At 37.0% G+C, this 21,102-nt stretch carries 21 protein-coding genes, 5 pseudogenes and 1 other annotated feature; of the genes and pseudogenes, 15 read left to right on the top strand and 11 right to left on the bottom strand.

Annotation, left to right across the window (positions count from 1 at the left end; genetic code table 11):
- The 5 genes from K1T76_RS12035 (at position 1) to K1T76_RS12015 (ending at position 4,314) form a co-directional block, all read left to right on the top strand.
- Positions 1 to 1,107 carry a TPM domain-containing protein gene (locus K1T76_RS12035; protein WP_230245464.1) on the top strand — a complete coding sequence of 369 codons (1,107 nt, stop codon included), beginning with the start codon at positions 1 to 3 and terminating at the stop codon, positions 1,105 to 1,107.
- Positions 1,101 to 1,661 (top strand): TPM domain-containing protein, encoded by a 561-nt coding sequence (locus K1T76_RS12030; protein WP_230245463.1) that lies wholly within the window; start codon positions 1,101 to 1,103, stop codon positions 1,659 to 1,661. Before K1T76_RS12035 ends, K1T76_RS12030 begins: the two co-directional genes overlap by 7 nt.
- 580 nt (positions 1,662 to 2,241) lie before the next feature.
- Positions 2,242 to 2,754, top strand: a complete 513-nt coding sequence (locus tag K1T76_RS12025) for a hypothetical protein (RefSeq protein WP_017400556.1) — start codon at positions 2,242 to 2,244, stop codon at positions 2,752 to 2,754.
- 316 nt (positions 2,755 to 3,070) lie between these two features.
- Complete coding sequence (locus tag K1T76_RS12020; protein ID WP_005018086.1) at positions 3,071 to 3,430, top strand: antitoxin Xre/MbcA/ParS toxin-binding domain-containing protein; 360 nt, start codon at positions 3,071 to 3,073, stop codon at positions 3,428 to 3,430.
- A gap of 98 nt (positions 3,431 to 3,528) precedes the next feature.
- A complete protein-coding gene (locus tag K1T76_RS12015; protein WP_061519882.1) occupies positions 3,529 to 4,314 on the top strand; it encodes a hypothetical protein in 786 nt (261 codons plus the stop codon).
- A 31-nt stretch (positions 4,315 to 4,345) separates the two neighbouring features.
- Here the strand turns inward: K1T76_RS12015 and K1T76_RS12010 are convergent.
- The 4 genes and pseudogenes from K1T76_RS12010 to K1T76_RS11995 form a co-directional block, all read right to left on the bottom strand.
- Positions 4,346 to 4,549 (bottom strand): annotated as a pseudogene (locus K1T76_RS12010) (HAD family hydrolase); the annotation flags it as partial.
- Positions 4,550 to 4,589: 40 nt separating this feature from the next.
- A pseudogene (locus K1T76_RS12005) lies at positions 4,590 to 5,774 on the bottom strand (IS3 family transposase).
- Positions 5,383 to 5,499: a sequence feature (AL1L pseudoknot), on the bottom strand. Its footprint overlaps the pseudogene before it by 117 nt.
- A gap of 46 nt (positions 5,775 to 5,820) precedes the next feature.
- Positions 5,821 to 6,243: pseudogene (locus tag K1T76_RS12000) on the bottom strand (HAD hydrolase-like protein); the annotation flags it as partial.
- A gap of 103 nt (positions 6,244 to 6,346) precedes the next feature.
- Complete coding sequence (locus tag K1T76_RS11995; RefSeq protein WP_004281168.1) at positions 6,347 to 6,613, bottom strand: hypothetical protein; 267 nt, start codon at positions 6,611 to 6,613, stop codon at positions 6,347 to 6,349.
- A gap of 160 nt (positions 6,614 to 6,773) precedes the next feature.
- Here K1T76_RS11995 and K1T76_RS11990 point away from each other — a divergent pair, with 160 nt between their 5' ends.
- Positions 6,774 to 6,983, top strand: coding sequence for a helix-turn-helix domain-containing protein (locus K1T76_RS11990; RefSeq protein ID WP_136143662.1), 210 nt, complete (start codon positions 6,774 to 6,776; stop codon positions 6,981 to 6,983).
- A gap of 70 nt (positions 6,984 to 7,053) precedes the next feature.
- On the opposite strand, the gene K1T76_RS11985 is transcribed toward K1T76_RS11990, so the two are convergent.
- Positions 7,054 to 7,479: a hypothetical protein gene (locus K1T76_RS11985; RefSeq protein WP_136143661.1), complete on the bottom strand. Its 426-nt coding sequence runs from the start codon at positions 7,477 to 7,479 to the stop codon at positions 7,054 to 7,056.
- Positions 7,480 to 7,494: 15 nt separating this feature from the next.
- A complete protein-coding gene (locus K1T76_RS11980; protein ID WP_136143660.1) occupies positions 7,495 to 7,878 on the bottom strand; it encodes a helix-turn-helix domain-containing protein in 384 nt (127 codons plus the stop codon).
- Positions 7,879 to 8,375: 497 nt separating this feature from the next.
- On the opposite strand from K1T76_RS11980, the gene K1T76_RS11975 reads away from it, so the two are divergent.
- Genes K1T76_RS11975 through K1T76_RS11960 form a run of 4 tightly spaced genes read left to right on the top strand, consistent with a single transcriptional unit; the run spans position 8,376 to position 14,148 of the window.
- The gene (locus K1T76_RS11975) at positions 8,376 to 9,803 is read left to right on the top strand and encodes a tyrosine-type recombinase/integrase (protein ID WP_230245461.1); all 1,428 of its coding nucleotides are present in this window, start codon (positions 8,376 to 8,378) and stop codon (positions 9,801 to 9,803) included.
- Positions 9,800 to 11,737 (top strand): hypothetical protein, encoded by a 1,938-nt coding sequence (locus K1T76_RS11970; protein ID WP_230245460.1) that lies wholly within the window; start codon positions 9,800 to 9,802, stop codon positions 11,735 to 11,737. The genes K1T76_RS11975 and K1T76_RS11970 overlap by 4 nt, the downstream gene beginning before the upstream one ends.
- A complete protein-coding gene (locus K1T76_RS11965; protein WP_230245459.1) occupies positions 11,734 to 13,791 on the top strand; it encodes a hypothetical protein in 2,058 nt (685 codons plus the stop codon). Before K1T76_RS11970 ends, K1T76_RS11965 begins: the two co-directional genes overlap by 4 nt.
- A 3-nt stretch (positions 13,792 to 13,794) precedes the next feature.
- Entirely contained in the window at positions 13,795 to 14,148 is a 354-nt protein-coding gene (locus K1T76_RS11960) for a hypothetical protein (RefSeq protein ID WP_230245458.1), read from the top strand.
- Positions 14,149 to 14,175: 27 nt separating this feature from the next.
- On the opposite strand, the gene K1T76_RS11955 is transcribed toward K1T76_RS11960, so the two are convergent.
- The 4 genes and pseudogenes from K1T76_RS11955 to K1T76_RS11940 form a co-directional block, all read right to left on the bottom strand.
- Positions 14,176 to 14,520 carry a pilin gene (locus tag K1T76_RS11955; RefSeq protein ID WP_230245663.1) on the bottom strand — a complete coding sequence of 115 codons (345 nt, stop codon included), beginning with the start codon at positions 14,518 to 14,520 and terminating at the stop codon, positions 14,176 to 14,178.
- 5 nt (positions 14,521 to 14,525) lie between these two features.
- Positions 14,526 to 14,619: pseudogene (locus tag K1T76_RS15140) on the bottom strand (prepilin-type N-terminal cleavage/methylation domain-containing protein); the annotation flags it as partial.
- Between the two features lie 352 nt (positions 14,620 to 14,971).
- A complete protein-coding gene (locus tag K1T76_RS11945) occupies positions 14,972 to 15,226 on the bottom strand; it encodes a type II toxin-antitoxin system Phd/YefM family antitoxin (protein WP_230245457.1) in 255 nt (84 codons plus the stop codon).
- Positions 15,227 to 15,309: 83 nt separating this feature from the next.
- A pseudogene (locus tag K1T76_RS11940) lies at positions 15,310 to 15,432 on the bottom strand (type II toxin -antitoxin system TacA 1-like antitoxin); the annotation flags it as partial.
- A 348-nt stretch (positions 15,433 to 15,780) separates the two neighbouring features.
- Here K1T76_RS11940 and K1T76_RS11935 point away from each other — a divergent pair.
- From K1T76_RS11935 to K1T76_RS11915, 5 genes are all read left to right on the top strand, one after another.
- Complete coding sequence (locus K1T76_RS11935; protein ID WP_230245456.1) at positions 15,781 to 16,179, top strand: pilin; 399 nt, start codon at positions 15,781 to 15,783, stop codon at positions 16,177 to 16,179.
- 19 nt (positions 16,180 to 16,198) lie between these two features.
- Complete coding sequence (locus tag K1T76_RS11930; protein ID WP_230245455.1) at positions 16,199 to 17,761, top strand: O-antigen ligase family protein; 1,563 nt, start codon at positions 16,199 to 16,201, stop codon at positions 17,759 to 17,761.
- A gap of 114 nt (positions 17,762 to 17,875) precedes the next feature.
- Positions 17,876 to 19,507, top strand: coding sequence for a PglL family O-oligosaccharyltransferase (locus K1T76_RS11925; protein WP_230245454.1), 1,632 nt, complete (start codon positions 17,876 to 17,878; stop codon positions 19,505 to 19,507).
- A gap of 218 nt (positions 19,508 to 19,725) precedes the next feature.
- On the top strand, positions 19,726 to 19,968 hold the full coding sequence (locus K1T76_RS11920) for a type II toxin-antitoxin system ParD family antitoxin (RefSeq protein WP_019836164.1): 243 nt from the start codon (positions 19,726 to 19,728) through the stop codon (positions 19,966 to 19,968).
- Positions 19,961 to 20,254: a type II toxin-antitoxin system RelE/ParE family toxin gene (locus tag K1T76_RS11915; protein ID WP_179989812.1), complete on the top strand. Its 294-nt coding sequence runs from the start codon at positions 19,961 to 19,963 to the stop codon at positions 20,252 to 20,254. Before K1T76_RS11920 ends, K1T76_RS11915 begins: the two co-directional genes overlap by 8 nt.
- Before the next feature lie 169 nt (positions 20,255 to 20,423).
- On the opposite strand, the gene bfr is transcribed toward K1T76_RS11915, so the two are convergent.
- Positions 20,424 to 20,888, bottom strand: coding sequence for a heteropolymeric bacterioferritin subunit Bfr (gene bfr, locus K1T76_RS11910; protein ID WP_131260631.1), 465 nt, complete (start codon positions 20,886 to 20,888; stop codon positions 20,424 to 20,426).
- Positions 20,889 to 21,102: the final 214 nt, after the last annotated feature.

Below are 21,102 nucleotides of genomic sequence, written 5' to 3'. Positions count from 1 at the left end.
ATGCTGCAATCGCACAGCAAGATCTGTATAAATCTAGCGCAGATGCTGCTGCTCATGGCAGTTATGTGTTTCAGCTGCTTGGTATATAGTGAAGTTGCCACTGCAACCGATGAAACTGCCGAAGCTGTGGTGCTAGGTAAAATTGTGCAGCAACAGCATCCTCAAAATGCCAACCCTATCTCTGGTCTTGCAAACTCAGGTCAGCCTACATCGAGCACTCAGCAAGCACCTATAGAAACACCCGTTCAGCAACCGCAAATTGCCAATGATATGGCAGAGGGTAAATCTATCCGTGCTTTGCCGACCTTGAATCAGCCCGTAGTAGATCAAGCCAATTTGCTCACTGCTGCAGAAAAACAGCAAATCAGCCAGCGGATTTTAAATTTACATCAACAAGCCAAAGCACAAATTGGGGTGGTGATTGTACCGACCACAGGGCAGGAGGATATTTTTGATTTTGCCATGCGGGTCGCAGAACAATGGCAGCTCGGTTCTGCCAAGCAAGATAATGGTGTGTTGATGGCAATTGCAGTCAATGACCGTCGGATTCAAATTTTAACAGGTTATGGTTTAGAGGGCGTGCTACCCGATATTGTGGTCAGTCGGATTATTAACCAACGCATTACGCCATATTTTAAGCAAGCGCAATATGCACAAGGCATTGACGCAGGCTTGGCAGAAATTGAACGGATTTTAAACTTAGACCCTGAAGTTGCTGCACAGGCTGCGCAAGAACTGAAGCAACGTCAGGAACAAGCGCTGCAAGAACAACAGGCGCGTGAAAAAACCTTGGGCACTGCTTTATTTATTTTAATTGCAGGGGTAATTGGCTCACTGATTGTTGGAAAACGCTTAAGTGCTTCAACCGCTGCCGTGGCAGGTACAGTGGCAGGTTTGGTCAATGGTGCAGGCTTCATCACTAGTTTAATGATTGGCGCAGGAATTTTCTTTTTACTCATCACTGCCATTGCACAGACCATTTTCCAAATTTTCTTGTCCTCTGCGGGGCGTGGTGGCGGACGTGGCGGTGGCGGTTTTGGTGGTGGGGGCGGTTATAGCGGCGGCGGTGGTGGCTTTGGTGGGGGAGGAGCATCAGGATCATGGTAACTACAACAGATACAACAGAAATTATTACTCAACCGAAAATGGACATTGCAGCCCGTCCGAGTGTAAAGCGTTGGCTGAAGCACTTCTTTTATTTGCCTGCTACTAAGCGTTTCTTTAATGCGCAGGATCAACATGCGATTGCAGAAGCAGTGAGTGCTGCTGAACATGGGCATGTGGGTGAAATTCAGGTGGTGATAGAAGGCTGTTTACCCTCGCGTTTGGCGTATGCGGTAGATACACATACCCGCGCACGCCAGTTGTTTGCAGAGCTAGGTGTTTGGGATACTGAACTAAACAGCGGCGTTTTGCTGTACCTGAATTTGTGTGAACGCAAGGTGGAAATTGTGATTGACCGTGGCATTAAAACAGCGACCACGCAACAGGTGTGGGATGAAGTCTGTGCGCATATTGTGCAGGGTTTGGCACAGCAGCAGTATCGGCAAGCGGTAATCACAGGTGTGCAAGAAATTGGTGAAATTTTGGATGCGTTTTATGACCGTCAGTTGCTAGATCAGCAAAATGAATTGGGCAATGCGCCGATTATTTTGGGATAGATTTTTATCAACCAATCCCTTTCCTTCTTTTAAAGGGGGGGAGGGTTTAGGAGTAATTTTTTAAAAAAACCTTTCCATTTGCAATTCTAGAATTCTACTTTTTTGTGCCATAGATGGTTTCCCATGTTTAAAGTAGAGAAGTACAAAAGTACAAAGACATCCATCGCACAGAACTTAAATTTGCTAAAATATAAATCAAATAACTAAAAAATAGATGATGTAATAATTTAAAAATGTGATCTATTTCTCTAAAAATGACAAAATTTGTTAAGCTGAAATTTTTTAATCTGACAATTATTGTCACTTTTTAACATAAATAAACAGTTAGTTTGAATGTGAAAAAAAAATTATGTGTAAGATGCTGTTTTTTTGCGAGAATTGTCTATAATAAAAGTTGGCACGTTTAGTGCTAAGTATAAAATAGCTTACAAAGCTTATAATTAAATTACCAAACATTTGTGGAGAATGTTTATGAATACGATGCAAAAAGGTTTTACCCTTATCGATACTCCATAAGTGTCCATATAAAATGAACAATCCATAAGTAAGTCAATATGGACATAAAAATAATAAATTTGATATGAAAAATCACTATTATCTTTTTCTACTTTTTTCAATCTCCGTTTTTACTCATGCTCAAGAACTAGACTTCATTCAATATTCAGATATTTCATCAATTCCTCAAATTGTTTTGAATCCAAAAATACAAACAGAACTTCAAACATTGTTAAAGCATGATTATCTAAAATTTCAATCTAATTTTGACAATTACTCAGCGCCATATTTACTGAAAACAGATGAGGCGCTGTATTATGAAGGTCGGTCTGGAAGCACTTTAGATGCTTCATCCGCGATTGTGTTTAAAGATGGGCGATTGTTTGCTGCAATATATTTTTCCAATACCAAGACTTTAAAATACTTTAGCAACGATGCCAGTTGCTCAGAACAGTTACATCCTGCGATTCAAGTTTTTGCTCAGCAGCGTGAAATTCAAGGTATTGAATATGCAACAGCTAGAGCCAATACCGCTTTAAAATATAATTTTGGCCCCGCTTCAAAATGTGAAACCTATTTTAAAAAAATAGGAAGATAGCTGTGTTAGCGGCAGTGTAAAAATGCCCCCCCTAACGGCATTTAAAAACTGCCCCCTTGGTTAATATAGTGGTCGATTTATTGTTCTTGTTCCATCATTGTTCATCAAAAACTTACCTTGGAAGCAGCAGGGCGTGGTGTAAGTATGAATCATCAGGTGTCGGCAAAATTAGCTTATGTGACTATTTCTTGTCGTCTAACAAGTAAGAATAACTGGTATGCTACGAACAGGAATAGGTGATCGTTTTATCTAGTAATTTGTGTGATATTGTTAGATTTAAGGCTTGATCAGTAAAATTAGAGCTTGAGGTGATGCTATGACGTTATTGGAACAGCAGGTAGTACCAGCAGCTGTATTGGGAAAGTCAGTACTTAGGGCTGCCAAACTGCTTTCCCTTAGTCAGTCTCAGCTCGCAATAGTGCTAGATATGGATGTTGAGGCAATCACTCAATTGCAAAACCAACCTGAATTAGATCCAAATTCTAAACAGGGGAAATTAGCACTGTTGCTGATTCGTCTATACCAGGCTTTACATGCTTTGACAGGTGGTGATCAGGCTGCGATGAAGATTTTTTTAACGTCCGAAAATAGAGTCACTAGCGGTATCCCAATTCATCAAATAGAAACGATGAGTGGCTTGATTTCTGTTCTTAATTTTGTTGAAGCCCTTGAGTGACAATATACTCCTATGGACTAACTTACAATCAACTTTCACAAATTATGTTGTGTAACGCATGTAACAAGTTAGAATTATTTAAAAAAGGATAACTAAAAATGCAACCGACTGAATTAAAACAATTACCAGACTGGTTGTTAGAACAGTTACCCCAAATAACTGAACCAGCAATTTTATCACTGCGAGATACGAAACTTGTCGTCACTTACCCTGATCGTATGGAAGCAATTCATGAAAGCTTAAAAGACGTACAACACCAGATCCATCATGTCAAACCTACAGATTTACAGATTTTACCAGAGGTTTATCAATATTTTGGCAAGGATAAAGAGAGTGGAGGCTTATTTTTTAAAACCTCTGAGCATCTTTCTAGTAGTTTGTTTTCCTACACCGATAAAAATAAATTTGAGCATTTACAATCTGCTTTACAGACTGCCTTTGAAAATGAGCAAGCATATCTCGCAAATCCAACAGACTTTTTAACTGCCTATCATTTTATTGATACACACCCAGCTTTCTGGACGGTTATTGGTGATGTACCATCATGGCACTGGAATACATGGGGGCACTGCCAAAATGTTTATCACGGTGCATATAATGATGAAGATAATGGGCAATTAGTGATTTATTTAGAAACTGGCTCACATCTCAATAAAGTAGAAGATGGTGGTAAATTATACCAAGAGCATTATCATGATTATCGTTTAGATGTTTGGGCAAATACGTTTGAACAGGCGTTTATCAAGTTGGCGGCAAAGGTGTATAAGTTTTTTGACCATCAAGGTGTTGAGCGCCTAAATGTGCCACATATAAAACCAGCATGGGTTCTGGAGCTTGAAGAACGAATTGCAGAATTTAAAAAATGGAAAGATGAGGAGCTGTGAGTATTCACTATTAGGTGGCGTCCACGAGTTGTTAAAGTATGTCGCTTAAAACATCTGCCAGCTTTTGCCCACTCTTACGATCAATTAAAGGTGCTGACATACCAAATTCAGTTGGACCACTGTAATCAGCTAAAAGAGTATCTCCAATAAACAAAATGTCTTTGGCATGACATTGTAATTTATCAATTAAATATTGATAAATTTGTGACTCTGGTTTAATTGCTCCAACCTCATAATGAACCGTACCAGGTTTGTCGGAGACTTTTTTATTTAAGTTAGGCCACCTGACCTAACGGATTAATCTTATCATAGTACATTGCTTCAAACTCAAAAGGCGATACATAACCCAGTGCACTGTGTACACGCTTTTTGTTGAACCAATCTACCCAATTTAATGTCGCAAGTTGTACATCCGCTAAACCTTGCCAATCTGCTTTTAAATATTCAATCACCTCTGTTTTGTATAAGCCATTCACCGTTTCAGCCAGAGCATTATCGTATGAATCACCCGTTGTACCGACTGATGCTCGTAAATTTGCTGCTTCTAAACGATTGGTATAGCGAATGGAAAGATATTGCACACCTCTGTCGGAATGATGAATCACATTCTTTGGCATGCCTCGATCATGCAATGCTTGCTCCAGTGCATCAAGTACCATATCTGTATTCATCCGTGTTGATACTTTCCATCCAACAATTGCTCGCGAGAACACATCAATAATAAATGCGGTATATACCCAGCCAGAATTGGTTTGAATATACGTAAAGTCACTGACCCATAATTGGTCAGGTCGATCAGCACTAAAATTCCGTTTCACTAAATCATCTGCTCGTTTTTGATCATCTCGGCTGCGGGTAGTTTGTTTGTTCTTACCACGCCAAACACCTTGTATATCTAGCTTTTTCATCAATCGAGCAACTGTACAACGTGCAATAACATAGCCTTCACGTTTCAATTTTTGCCAAACTTTACGTACACCATATCGACCTAAACTTTCTTTCCAAATACGTTTGATTTGCTCGATGTTCTGGGTTATCAACGAGATCTAAAGCCCGATAATAGGTCGAAGCTGCAATCGGTAAAATTCTACAAATCGCTTCAACGCCATATCGATCTTTATTGTGATGGATAAAATCCACCATTATTTGTGTGGGCGGTCGAGCTCCGCCTGGGCGAAAAAAGCGGCTGCTTTACGTAGAATTTCATTGGCGCGTTGCAGTTCTTTATTTTCGCGTTCCATTTGCTTCATTTTTTCTTGGTCAGATATCTGTTGTACTTTGGCAGGATTTAGTTGATCCATATGCTTTAAATACCAAACACGCAATGTTTCAGGAGTACAACCGATTTTAGGAGCAATAGCTGTGATTGCTGCCCAAGTAGAAGGATAATCTTTTTCAGATTCAATTAGTAATTGAACCGCTCTTTCTCTAATTTCGGGGGTATAGTTTGGTTTTTTCATCGGAATAGTCTCTCAGAATATTGAGTCTCCGACAAACCTGGTACGGTTCATAACTCCAAGCATAAGCATCAAGAGAAGGTAAAAATGAAGAAACAACTTTTCCATATGGCATCGCTAAATTTGAGCATAATGCCAATCTGAATCCCAATTTTTTTAATTCTTCCAAAGTTGATAAGGTATCTTCATACAGTCTAATAGAGCGTAACTCTTTATCTAAATCATGCTCAAGTTCTTGCAGAAATTGGTCTGGAATATTTACTGCTAATCGCTTTGTAAGCTCTGCCAAATTTAAATTATGGGACATAATAAATTTGGCATCATCAGGTTGTGGTTGTCGTCCATTGTCTTTTAGCCATTTCATTAATTTTCTATATGGGGAACGTCTTTTCTCTATTTTTACAAGTGTACCAAACACGTCAAAAATAATGACTGAAGGCTCAATATGGCCTGCTTTTATAAATGATTCCATATTTTTACAACCAATTAAATTGAATTTCACTTTTTATTGAGATTACCATAAGAGCATTGCTATAAAAATTAAGGGAGATATTTGATATCTCCCTTTGATTATTTTATTCACTGAAATTTGCAAACATAATTTTAGGAAAATTTTTCATAAAGTGGCGTCTAACATGATTGAAGTCACTGAGATCATGTTGATTTTTTTCAAAATAATTCACCCAGGCTAAAGTCGCATCTTGGTCATTTAAGTTGGGGTTAACATTCAGAAACAAAGCTAAATCAAATGTACGGTCAATATTAAACTCTTTGATTAGTGCAACAGCAGTTGAACGAACTTCCTCTGAAACAGAGAATTTTGGAGAAAAATAGTTATTCATAGCTGAACTTCCTTAAAAAACTATATAATGAAATTTAGAACGGCTAATTTGTTTTTTAATAAAACAATATAACCTGCTGTAGGTTAAATTATCACGGTAAAAGTTATTTATCAAGTTTAATTAACCTGCTGTAGGTTAATTTTTTAATTTAAAGGTTGTTATGATTAGATGTAGGTTGTCAAATTTGATGGGTGAGCGAAAAATTTTAAAGTTAAGTGAGGTAGCTCAAGCGACTGGTATTAATCGTAATACGCTAACAAGTCTTTACTATGATCGTGCAGTACGAATTGAACTTTCAGTCGCTGATACCTTATGTAAATATTTTAATTGTAATATGCAAGATTTATTTGAATACAGTGAAGAATCGTAAAGCAGGGAGCTAAGTGGTTCATAATCTATTGATAAATTTAAAAATAATATAGAGTCAGCAAAGTTTTATGTTAGTGATAGCTTAAATTTTGATTGATATATTTTTTTGCTAAAAATCTAGCATAAACTCTACCTAGACAAAAAATTACAAGGCATAAAATTAATGTTGACATTAATGGGATCAAAGGCTCCATTAAATTATGTTTCTGAAATATAATACCCGCAAAATTTGGTAAACGTCCCATAATGAAATAGAATCCACCGATTACTAAGGTAAAGATTACCCAACAAATTGCGATAGCATGTTTTTGATAGCGAAAAAATGTCTGATTACGGAATGATGAGATACATTGATTACAATAAGGAAATCTCTGATAGTCTTCATAAGAAAGCATCCCATCACCATTTTTACATGGTAATGAGTGATTAATTGTTAAATTGCCGCCACATACATTGCCTGTATTTGAATGACCGACAGAAACAGAATTATTTGTCATAAGAATCCTAGCTATTTATTTAAGAGTTATATCTCTTCCTGCAACATTCCCAGTATTTGAGTCACCGACCGTAACAATATTACCCTTAGGTGGTTCTGGAGTATTTTGAGTTAATAACCCAGCCAAGATATGTCTTTGTACAGTTTCTGGTGCTTGCCGAAATAATTCAATCAGCATTTTTTCTTGTGTTGCCAGACTTAAAGACTCTCTTTTTCCTGTTAAAACGTAATTAATATCAAAGCCTAATTCCGTAAGTTTAGCAAGATACTCTGCATCTGGAGAGCGTTTGCCATTTTCATAATTAGACTGTGTAGGAATTGCTACACCAACAAATTCAGCTACATCTTTTGCTTTTAAATTCAACCTATTACGTTCTTCTGTTAAAAAAATCTTATTCATTTGAATAAATCCTATTGATTTTAGTTAATCAAACGATTAATATTAATTTGTTAGCGATACTAACATAGTGTAACACGCTCGAGAAAATCATGAACTAACACGCAAGGGTAAACGATATGAAAGGAAAGCCATTCTTGGTTCGGCTACCGAATCCTGAAATTCGTGAGGCTTATCAACGATATTGTTCAGATCATTTAAGAAGTCTTGATGCACAGTCTTCAGTACTGATTATGAGAGAACTTAAAATCCAAGGCTATTTGAATGATTTGTCAAGTATAAATCAAAAAACGCTACAAAAGAGATAGATGCTGTGGGCTAAATTTTAAAAGTAATTATTTTCATTCGGCAAAAAGTATAAAAGCCCATGCGGGAACATGAGCTCTTATGAATGTCTTCATTGCTGATCAGACATTTGTATTTTGATGAATAGGGGCATTTTTGTCAATCCTATATCAAGGTCACTTTTTGCCTGTTTTTTAATAAACAGGAGGCTCAAAATGAGCACAAAACTTAAAAATGGTCAGTCACGCTACCAATCAAAAGCCAAAGTCGTGACCATTAAAAAATTTCAGTTATTGACGTTGGTTAATGCAACCCGTTGTTTAAATGGTGCAGCGTTTGAAAAACATGGTGATGCTTACCTTGAATTCCCTGTAATTGTTCAGGGAGATGGAAGTCCATCAGAAGTTTTTAATCTGTATTTGCTGAAAAAACTTGAGCAAACAATACAGTACGATTTTAAAACTTTTGCATCTATTGCGAATCAGCTTGTTGATTTTCATCGCTTTTTGGAAGATGAACAGCTAGATTGTTTGAAATTCCATAAACTGAAACAGTTGAATGCGATTTTTAAATATCGTACTCGTCTGATTGAGCAAGCGAATGCAGGTCTAATTTCCGCTAGCTCAGCACGTAATCGAATTAATGCCGTTGTGAATTTTTATCGATTTCTTGTTACAGAAGATTTGATCGATCACCAACGTTACGGGCTTCCTTTCCAAGATGTTTACAAATATATTGCCGTCGATAATGAATTTGGTGCACGTAGAAAAATGGCAATCAAGTCGCATGATCTTGCGATTCATGTGCCTGCTAAAGCTCATAATTCTGAAGTGATTGTAGATGGTGGAGAGTTAAGTCCACTGACCGTTGAAGAACAAATAATCATATTAAAAGCATTGCTGAAGTCATCACGTGAATATCAGTTGATGTTCTATCTTGCATTATTCACTGGCGCACGTTTGCAAACTATTTGTACTTTAAGAATCTGTCATTTGCCGGATAAGAAAGTTGATAGTCATAGCTTTATCCATCTGTCAGTTGGATCGGGTACAGGTATTGATACTAAATTTCAAAAGCCGATGACTTTATTAATTCCAGGTTGGTTAGTACAAGATCTTAAAATCTATATTAATAGTGAGCAAGCACGTCAGCGTAGACAGAAGTCCAATTATGGGGATTCAGATAAAAATTATGTATTTCTCACCAAGCTTGGTACGCCTTTCTACACAAGCAAAGCAGAACAGCAAGAACTAACAGAGAAGATTAAAGCCTCTGACTCATTTGGAACTAAACTTAAACTCTATGAAGGCGAAGCGGTGCGCAGTTACTTAAAAGTCGTGCTATTACCAGAAATCCGCTTGATTGATCCACAATTTCAAAGCTTTAAATTTCATGATTTACGTGCCAGCTTTGGTATGAATTTACTGGAAAGCAAGTTACAGCATCTGCCCGAAGGACATTCGGCTATGATAGCTGTCGAATATGTGCAAGCACGCATGGGCCATTGCAACATCAGAACCACTTTACAGTACTTGAACTATAAATCACGATTGCAATGGCGTAGTAAAATTCAGCATGAGTATGAGTCAAACTTGATGCAGTATGTGATGTCTTCTGTCAATTCAGCAGGAGAATTGTCATGAATTTTAGACGCTCTCAGCTTTTTTTGCATATTGCAGATAGCAATAGACAGATTATAGAACATGAACGACTTGTTCTTGCTTGTAAAGATAAAACCGCTGCATTTAGTTTTAAAACTTTAGATATCGGAACTCTCTTTTTTCGTAAAAGAGAATTGTATGAAACTGTATCTGAAAATGAAATTTCTGCATCGTTTGATGAAAAAAGACGTTATTTTTTGCAGTGTTTAACTGACTATTTACTGCAAATGAGCGGATCCGATCTATCAAAAGGATTGTTTTATTATACAAGCAAAACTTTTTTAGACTGGATTGATAGTCAAAACAAAAATTTTGACTTATCGAATAAAGACAGTGTGATCGATGCGTATCGTCGTTATAGCAAATATTTAGTTGATCGCACTTTGCTTACGGATACAGAAGAGGAAAGTTTGGCTGCACATACAGCAAAGCAGTATCAGCGTAATGTAGCCAAATTAATAGCATATGTATTTGACTGTCACGAAATTGATATTGTTAGTCAAGCGATGCAAGTACAGTCTCAGCGTTATGATGTTCCTATATTACCGATTGCGGAGGAAGATCATCAGAAGACTTATGCTACTTTGCTTAATGTATTTCTTGAAATCCACCGTATCGTTGTTCAAGAAGGAAACTTTCCCGCACATTTTCAATCTGTGAATGAAGAAGACTTCTATTTTTACTCGGGCTTTCATCATCAAACTGAAAAACAGCATATCCAGTTTGATATACAGAGTTATTTAGCCAAATATAGCTCGATTCCGACATTGTCAAAGATGTTGGCTGATTTTGAATTAGAAGAAGATAGTGAATATCGAAAGCGTTTACGTGAGAATCGCAATCAAGCCATTCGTAACCTTGAGGAACGTAATAAAGACAAACGACACATGGAGCGAGAGCGACTTGCTTCCTATGGTCTTTGCATCGGCATGCTGTTATTTATCGCAAAAACTGGAGCCAATCTAGATACAGCACAGCAGTTGCAATTCGATACAATGGAAATCTTGCCATCAACACAAGGACGTCGTTTTTCAGGTACAAAAAGCCGCGCAGGTGGAAAGACGGTACACCCTGAATTTGGGGTGAAATTTGAGCCAATTTTTAGAAAAATTTTAGAACTTCGGGCTTGGTATATCCAAGATGAACCATGTGATTTCATCTTTCCGTTACGTAACGAAATTCAACAGTTGGGACCTGTTAGCTACGGCAGATTACAATTAATAAAAAAGTTTTTTCAGCGCATTTTCCCCAAAATGGTTTGGATTACACCGCAACAGTGGCGTAAGCATGTCAGTAGTCAATATGTACAGCTCAGCGATGGAGATTTATTGCTCGAAGCTGAAAAAATGGGACACTCACTCGATACTGCGAAGAAAAACTACAGTCGAACTTCATTTAAAGATGCGAGTCAGCAAATTTCGCAATTCTTTCATGAGTTGCGGGACGTTGCCGTAGAAAAAACTCGAACTGTTGAACGTATTGCTGTGCGAACTTTAGATGAAACTGTTGATGCTCAGATCTTACCTGTAGGTGCATGTATTACAGCAGCTCCACAGCCTGAAAAAGCTATTGGTTTTACCGCACAAGCTCCAACCCCAAACTGCCAACAATTTGAGAATTGCCTGTTCTGTCAACACTATGCAGTCCACGCTGATGAAGAAGATATACGTAAGCTTTTGTCACTAAAAAGTTTACTCGGCTATGTCAAACAAAAAGCTACGGATTTGATTAAATGGGAGTCACAATTCGGTGTGGTTTTACATCGAATTGACGAAGTACTCAACGAATTATCAGATACTTATGAAAATTTACGTGATCGTATTTTTTCAATTCAAGAAGAAGTAGAAAGTGGTGATATGGATGCTTACTGGCTGAATCATTTTGAGCTTTTAATAGATTTGGGGTGGGTGTCATGAGTTCATTTAATTCGTATTTGTATGCCAGTGGCGTTGCTGAGCCGTTTTTACCAGATGAATATCGTTTGGAGAATAATCAGCTGACTGTTCCCACAAGCTTTATTTTATCCCGTATGTCAAATGGCGCAACATTATCTCAATTTGGCGATGATGTTTGGGACTTTTCACCCTATCTGCCGAAGTGTCACTGTAAATTAAATTTTAAGAGCTGGTTGAAACATGCTCGTGAGAATGATTTTCTCTTCTGTCAAATACGTGATGAAATGAAAAAAATCATTTTTGCGTTGCTCTACATCAAAACAGGTAAGTCGATTATTAAAAGTGTTGAGCAACGCCATCTTGTCTTGCGACAGTTTGCTGCAATTGCTTACCGCAATGGTTGCACCTTGACACAATTATTTAGTGATGCAGCCTATATTGCGAAAGTACAAGATGCTTATGCTGGCATCAGTTACCAAAGAGCTAATCATATTAAAGCATTGTTAACAGATTGTTTTGCCTTACAGCAACAGTATCCGTTATTAATTCCAGCTTTTAATACATATCAACCGATTGAGCATTTAGCAAGGCTCGCTGCACAAATACGCTTGCAGTCGGGCAAAGTAGGTCCGCAAACTAAGTTGATTCCATCTCGTATTTATATAAGTTTAATTAATGGGTTAGCAGAGAAATTGAATGAGTTTAATCATTATGTACCTGCTTTACATCAGTGGTTTCAGCGCATTCAACAAGAGCCATCTTTTGCGCGTATGCCACGTGAGTTTAAAGATTATAAAAAAGCCGTGAGTTTTGTGGATGCTCGAGATTTGCTGGGGTTAACTCAGCTTTTTGAGAATCATCAGATTCAAAAACATGCCAACCTCACCCGTTATATGACGCTGATTCAAGGTATGGCCAAGTTGTGGATTCATCTGTTTACAGGGATGCGGGACAATGAAGTAAATCAGCTGTCTTCTGATTGCTATCAAACTATTCAAAGTAACGAGCATCTTGTGCATGTCATTATGGGCTATACATCAAAATTACATGGGGGTGGCAACAAGTCTACCTATTGGATCACGTTTGAAGATATTCAAGTAGGCGTAAATGCAGCACAAAGTATTGGTGAAATATACGCCCTGCTCAACCCACATTATGATATGTCTAATCCTGCTGAATACCCATTATTCCCAACACGATATTCACAAAAACATCGGCATAAAAATAATCGAAATATCATAAATGAAACGGATTTTATCTCTAATTTTGAGGGTGCTCCGACTCGAACACAGTCTAATTTTAATCAGTATTTAAGCCGTATTTCTGTATTGCTTGGAGAGGGGTTGAAAATCACAGAAAGTGATATCGCCGAGCTTGAAGCTTTTGATGGTTTTCGCAACTGGCGTGAAGAAAAGGACTGTCAAATTGGTCAATATTGGAATATCTGTACCCATCAATTTAGACGTTCGCTTGCAGTTTATGGCGCTCGTTCAGGCATGATCGGACTTGGCGCTTTGTCAGTCCAATTTAAGCATCTAACAGAGTCTATGACGTTGTATTACCGTAATAATGCGGTATTTGCACCAAATATTTTAGTGAATGACAGTCAAAAAGAGTTTATTCAAGAACTGGAATATCAGCGATTGGTGCATTCTTATGCTCAGTTTGAAGATGGTGTAATTAATAGTGCTAGCCGTTTACTTGGTGGGGCAGGAACCTATTTGCAGCTACAAAAAGACCGCGAGCAATTACTCACAGTATTTCCAAACCGTGATGAAGCGATTAAGCGTATGAAAAAAGGGGAAATAGCTTACAAGGCTAGCCTGTTTGGTACTTGTACTAATCCTGATTCTTGCGAAAAAATTTCATTTACTGCTATTACGAGCTGTCTGAGCTGTGCATATGCAATTTTCGATATTGCGAGTGCAGAGAAGATGGATAAAGCGGTTCAGAGGCTACAACGAGTACGAGATATGCAACAAAAGGATAGTTTGCTATACGGACAAATGGATAGTGAGATTATGGCATTGAATAAGACCATTCGAAAAATTAAAACTGTGAATATTGAGGGTTAAAACATGAGTGCACTCAATGAATATTATGCTGCTTTAGAGCGTTTAAAAGCGAATAAGCCGACCAAACTGCCTAAAGGTTCTGCCATCAATAACGACACAGTGGCACTAGAAGCTGGACGAAAGCGGGGTTCAATTAAGAAAAGCCGTTATGCTGTATTGGTGGAAGCAATTGGACAGGCTGCAAATGAAGCTGGACAAAATGTTCCATCTACTGCTCAGCAGATAGAGCAAGCAAGGAATAAGACCAAAGCAGTTAAAAGTGATTATGAGCAATTAAAGGAGGACTATGAAAAGCTCCTTGAAAAATGCAATTCACTGCTGTTAGAAAACTTTGAGTTGAAACAAAAACACACCTGAATTAGGTGTGTTTTTAATGACTAAATATTAAACGCCTGTGTTCGCTTTAGTACAACTACCACCAGATGCCGATGGTGTTGTTGCACCAGCCCATTTTAAGGTATTGCCATTGGTATCCAAAGTTGGAGTCCAAGTTACAGTACATCCCACTAGATCAGTTGAACCTGTCACAATAATAGCACCGTCAGTAGTAGTACTCATAGTTACAGTGCCATTAGTTGGAGCTGGAAGACCTGCATATCCTGTTTCAGTGCCAAGTTTTGCCGCGGTATTACAGCTACTTAAACTACCTGCCGTTTGCACACATTCCGCAATCGCAAGTTTTAATGAAGCAATTGATGCATTATTATCAGACCATTTTGCACGTGTCACATAGTCTTTATATTGAGGGATAGCAATCGCAGCCAAAATACCGATAATAGCGACCACAATCATCAGCTCGATCAATGTAAAGCCTTTTTGAGCGTTCATAAACATTCTCCACAAATGTTGTTAATTTAATTATAAGCTTTGTAAGCTATTTTAATATTAGCACTTAACGTGCCAACTTTTATTATAGACAATTTACACAGAAAAACAGCACCTTACACATAAAAAATTTAAGTCTTTTTATTCGATTGTATATTTTTGTTAAAAAGTGACAAATTTTGTCAGGTTGAATTTTATACTTTGGACAAATATTGTCATTGTGTGATGCATATCACATATATTCGATTGTTCTTTTTTAGGTGTTGTGATGTTGTTCTTTATGTTGAAGTCTATCGCTTGAAATTTTCTGGGTATAGTCGGGCGCTATTTCTACCATCGTTAGTGCATCTCAATCTCACTCTTTACTGAGTTTATGACACGTTGTTTCAGATGCTTCAATTTGCGCGATTGAGTCGCGTAACCGTTTTGCATTGGCAGGACTTTTGAGTAGGTACGCTGTTTCTTTAAAGGCATTACAATCATCTAGACTTATTATCAACACGGCTTGTTTATCTTCTCTATTAATAAGTACAGGTGCATGATCGTCTATAACGTAATCGAGTATATCCGCTAAGTTTTCTTGTAGCTCAGCACATGTAATGATTTTCATTTCTGCTCCTTAAAAATTTTTTTATCTAAAAGCTGGGCAGCCTGTTTTAATCGGGTAGGGACCTTATTTTGAGTTTTATATACCTAAACAAATTGTTCAAACTGAGCATGACTTAACTGAATATGAGAGTGTTCTTGTAAAACTTGTGGTGCGTGATTTTGAATTAAATAAATAAAAAACTCGGTGAGTGTAGCGTAACCTAGAGTAGTGGCAGTTCGTTATGCCAATTGCTTTGTTTAAGCATCTAGATGTATTTGTATACATTCATTGTTGGTCATCATTCATCTCCTTTGAGCATAAAATTTTTTATATTTCGCATGACGCATAACAAACATAAAATTTTAAGGTCGGTATGAATACAAAAATATATTTTGGAGATTGCTCATTTTTAATTAGGCGGACTAAAACACGTTTTTAACACCTTATGCATTTTTGAGGATATGGACAAACGTGAAAAATTTGTCGTTATAAAAGCATGTCCATATGGACAAAATATAAAATTGAGTAAATGAATAGAATTCAATAGTTTGGAGCGTGTCTATATAAAGTGACTTATGGAATGTAAACGATTAATGATCGTTGTTGCGATCATTGGTATTTTGGCTGCGATCGCGATTCCAGCTTATACAGACTATACAGTACGTGCTCGTGTAGCAGAAGGTTTGAGTACAGCAGCTGCTATGAAAGCAACAATTTCAGAAAATATTTCTAATGCTGGTGGTGTTGTTAATTCAAATAGTTGTGATGGCGTGCAGACAGTGGGTACATCTAATAAGACGGATAATGTATTATCTGCGACTTGTTCGTCTGGTGTAATTGAAGTAACAATGACGCCTGCTGCAAAAGATGCTGTATTAGTTATGACGCCAACTGCGAATGATGGGGGTGTCAAGTGGGCGTGTTCTGCAAAATCTGGTACGCCAACTAAATATTTGCCAGCAGAATGCCGTTAATCCTACTTAACATTTGATTTTGTCGTTATTAGTATATTTTCTATTAGGGCTAAGTTATCTTAGCCCTAATGCATTTATGCCGTGGCCAAATGCTAGTCAAGATTTTTTTGCTTTTTTATCTATAATTCTATTAACTTTTAATATCATAATATCAAGAAAAACATATACCGATAAAAGTATAATTTATATATATTTTTTTATTATAATTCAAATTTCTTTTCAATTTTTTCTTGATCTTTATATTTTAAAACAAGATTTATTTTTATCATTTCTTTATATTAATGTGTTTTTTTTAAGTGTAATTAATGGAATACATTTGCAAAAAAATAAAGATGAAATTATTAAATTAACTATTTTTTTTACGATAATAGGTTTTATTAGTGTTTTAATTCAACTTTTACAGTGGTTTAGTTTTGATGGTTTTTCATTTATTCTAAAGAGTAGTTTTCTTCGTCCATCTGCCAATATAGGGCAGCCCAATAATTTAGCAACATTATTGTTTATAAGTTTTTTTTCTTTGCTTTATTTATATTACAATAAGATTATAAATATTAATTTTTTTTTAATACTAGATATTTTTTTTGTTTTAGGTATAGCGTTAACTCAATCACGAACTAGTTGGGTTGTTTTTTTTGTATTGTTGGTGCTCTCTTTCACAAGAAGGGATCTTAAATTACTTAAGGTAATATATATTAATGCTATCATATTTTTATTTTTTTTGTTAGTTTTGCCATATAAAAATATTTTATTTAAAGGTGCAGGGTTAACATTATTTGAGCGAGCAGGTTCAGATTATTCAAGACTAGATATTTGGAAGCAGATTTATCTAGCTATAATAGATAAGCCAACTTTAGGGTATGGGTGGAATCAAACATCTATAGCACAGACAAAAACCTCATTAAAGTATCCCTTAAATCTATGGCTAGAATATTCTCATAATTTTTTCTTAGATTTATTTGTTTGGGTTGGAATACCTTTCGGCCTAATAATAATTTTTTTAATTGTTCGATGGTTTTTTTCTGCTTTTAATAAAATAAAGCATACAAATGACTTGATAATATTTTTTGCTATTATTTCTTTTTTTGTGCATTGCATGTTTGAGTTTCCATTTGCATATGCTTATTTTTTAGTGCCAATTGGTTTGTTTATTGGGATAGTTCATAAATTCGATAATAGCAATATTTATTTTAATAGATGGTTTTATTTGGTTATTCTAAGTTGGGTTGTATTTATTTTTATTATAATAATAAAGGATTATATTTTAATAAAGGATAAAATTGAAAAATATTCAAGTGAATATCTGTTTTATAGTAAAGTTACCCCTGTGGAGTATAATGTTAGAGTGTTAGATGGTTTGGATATTGGTGTTGATATTTTGTATTTAAATGATTGTTATGTTGTAAGTAAGTATGATTTTGAAAATGTAAAGGTTGTTTTTTATAGATATCCTACAAATAAAAACTTGGTATCTTATTATAATTATTCAATTTATGAAAATGAGAAAAATAGTAAATCTCTTGATTACATGAAATTGAGATATCCTAACTTTACTGGAAAACTGAGTGATATGAAGTGCAATTAGTAAATTATGCTATTAAAAATACTCGGCAGAGTAAAACTTGAAGTGCTACACAAAGCACTATCATCTTGCTTAAAAAAATATAAGATAGAGCCAGTTTTTTGGTCTATTTTTCCTATGAAATCTGCATTGCTATTTGTGGCTGCCATCCTCATCTCCCTTGCATGGCTATTGCCCATTCACTACCGGCCGTGGGTTACCTATACAGGCGAACTTTACGCATTTTTTGCCCTGTTTGCGCTTGCCGCTTGCCTATTCAAAGAAAAATTACAGATACCAAAAATCAGTCTGCCATTACTGGCACTGTGCTGTGTTCCGCTCATTCAGTGGGGTTTTGGTTTAGTCTACTTCTTTGACAAAGCCTTGCTCAGCAGTGTCTATATCTTCAGTTTTTGGTTAGCGATCATTTTTGGCTATAACCTCACGCAAATCAACAGCGAACGTGAACGCATCTTTACAGGCTTTAGTTATGTGCTACTCGGCGTGGGAAGTATTACCGCATTCATGGCAATTTGCCAGTGGCTCACACTCGATCAATACCTGCCAATGATGGTGGATATAAAAATTGGACAACGCCCTTATGCCAACTTCGCCCAACCGAATAATATGGCGACCTTTTTAGTCATGTCGCTTATGGCATGCCTATATTTATACGAAAAACAAAAACTTAAAACCGTATGGATTGTGATCGCAGCTGCCATGATTTTGGTCGGTGTGGTACTGAGTCAATCGCGGACTTCATGGTTGGCGTCACTGTGTCTCTTGACCTATTTGAGCTATCAACAATACCGTGGCGTGATGCGGATTAAATGGCGCTATAGCTTGCTGTGGTTTGCCGCATTTATCGGGCTGGTTTTTATCGCACCTACTTTTAGTCAATTACTCTCACAAAGTGCAGACCTTTCGGTGCAATCTCGTGATGTAGTACAACGCGCTACAGGTGATATGTCACGCTTGGCAATTTGGCAGCAAATGCTCGCTGCGATTGAACATCAACCGTGGTGGGGCTATGGTTGGCATCAAACCAGCGTGGCGTATGTCACGATTAGTGAATTTGTGCAAGGCCCTGTGTGGATTCGTAGCGCACACAATTTTATTTTAGATTTTTTACTTTGGAATGGTGTGTTGCTCGGTGTGCCATTTTTAGCATATTTGGGCTATTGGGGCTACCAATTGCATAAATATACCCAGTCGGTGGAATCGGTTGTGGGGATTTTAATGGTCGGTGCATTTAGCGTACATGCCATGCTGGAGTTTCCGCAAAATTATGCCTACTTCCTGCTGCCTGCAGGTTTTATCATCGGTATGATTCAGTCACAGCGCGTTGTGAAAGGTCTTACTTTATCTCCACTATATTTGCGCAGCACTTTTGTGGTGGGTGCATTGTTACTAGTGCTGATTTATCGTGATTATGAAGTGATGGTGCCAAAACTAAATCAGTCGGTGCGCTATGAACACACACCTGAAAAAATCACCCATCAAGATCGTATTTTGGTACTCGAAGAATTTAACCGCCGCATTGCGTGGATTCGATTAAATCCGTATAGCCTACAAACGCCTGAACAATTGCAGGATATCCATGAAATTGTGTTGAATTATCCAACCCGCTACGATTTATTGAAATATGCACGCGTATTAGCATTTAACGGTTATGAAGCAGAAGCCAAAAAGCAATTATGGTTGTTAAGCACTTTGTGGCAGGTCAATGTGGATTATGCGACTTTATTGGATGAGGCAAAGCCGCGCTGATTTGTGTAGCGCAAGGAGGGGGATTTGAAAATAGTGAGCCAAATATGGTGAAAATTTTCAATGTTGAAAATCTCTCCCAACTTCTCTTTAAAAAGAGAGGGGGTATTCATTATAAAATTGATTTCATGTGCGAAAATTTAAAGAGATGCTGAAATTTTGTTCAGATAAAGGGAGTTGTGTTAGAATTGTATGATCTATTCACACAATAAGGCATGCTGATGGCGAGAACTACAAGTGTAACAATTGGCCCACAACTCGATGACTTTGTGAGCAAACTGATTGAATCTGGACGTTATGGTTCAACCAGTGAAGTGATGCGATCTGCATTAAGATTATTGGAACAGCAAGAAAATCAAACTGCAGCTTTAAAGCAAGCGATTGAAGCAGGTGAGAACAGTGGAGAAAGTACACTTAGCCTAAAAGATATTGCGGCTCAAGTGAAGCAGAAGCATCGTGTATAAACTATCTAATTTAGCTGTCGATGACTTCACTGCTATTTATGAATACACCTTACTTAATTTTGGTGTAGCTCAGGCTGACCAATACACACAACATTTGGAAAATACCTTTCATTTGTTAGTGAGTTCACCATTGATTGGTTATGTATGTGTAGATATTGGCGAGGGAATACGCCGTCATGATCATCATCAACATGCTATTTTTTATAAAAAACAGGATTATGGCATTTTTATTATTCGGATATTGCATCAACAGATGCATCCCATGAAACATTTTTTTGCGTTATAAATACTTTTTTATAAATCCAAGAATTAAAAATGTGTATCAGCAAAAATATAAATTGATATTGAAAACATCTTCATGAGAGATAGGCAAGATACTGAATTTTAGGTAAAGTGCCCCAAAAAACAAAAGACTGGAAAAACCAGTCTTTTGTGCGATTGAAACGAGATGAATTTTAGAGTTGACTTTGAATATAGTTTTCAATGCCTACCGTTTCAACCAAATCAAGCTGTGTAGTTGCCCAGTCTAGGTACTCTTCTTCTTTCTCTAAAATTTCCTGAACCAAATCACGGGTTACATAGTCCAGTTGTTGCTCTGCCAAAACCACCGCTTTTTGGATTGCTTCAATATTTTCTTGGACTTTACGCACATCGCAGTTCAAAACTTCAACTGTATGCTGACCGATATACAATTTGCCCAAGTGTTGTAAGTTTGGCAGCCCTTCTAAAAATAAAATACGTTCAATAATTTTGTCAGCATGTTTCATTTGACGAATCGACTCTTTATATTCAGCCGAGCCGAGTTGTTCAATGCCCCAATCATTAAACATACGTGAATGTAAAAAATATTGGTTAATCGCAGTCAGGTGATGATACAAAACTTGGTTGAGTTGATTAATCACATCACGATTGCCTTTCATTGCAGCACTCCATCAACAATTTCTGCCTTAAACCGCTTAAGGCAATCTATATTTCTATCTTAAACAAGACTGGGCAAAATGGCGAGTGATTTAGGGAACCGCAAATGAAAATCGCAATCAAAAACAATTAGCTAGGCGGTGTGAAGAAATGTAAGCCAAGAAAAACCCGCTGTAGTCGGAAGCGGGGGAGGAAAAACACGGTAAAAAATTAAAA

Source organism: Acinetobacter sp. PW68 (assembly GCF_020982655.1).
Taxonomy (GTDB): domain Bacteria; phylum Pseudomonadota; class Gammaproteobacteria; order Pseudomonadales; family Moraxellaceae; genus Acinetobacter; species Acinetobacter towneri_A.
This window is presented reverse-complemented; position numbering and strand designations above follow the sequence as displayed.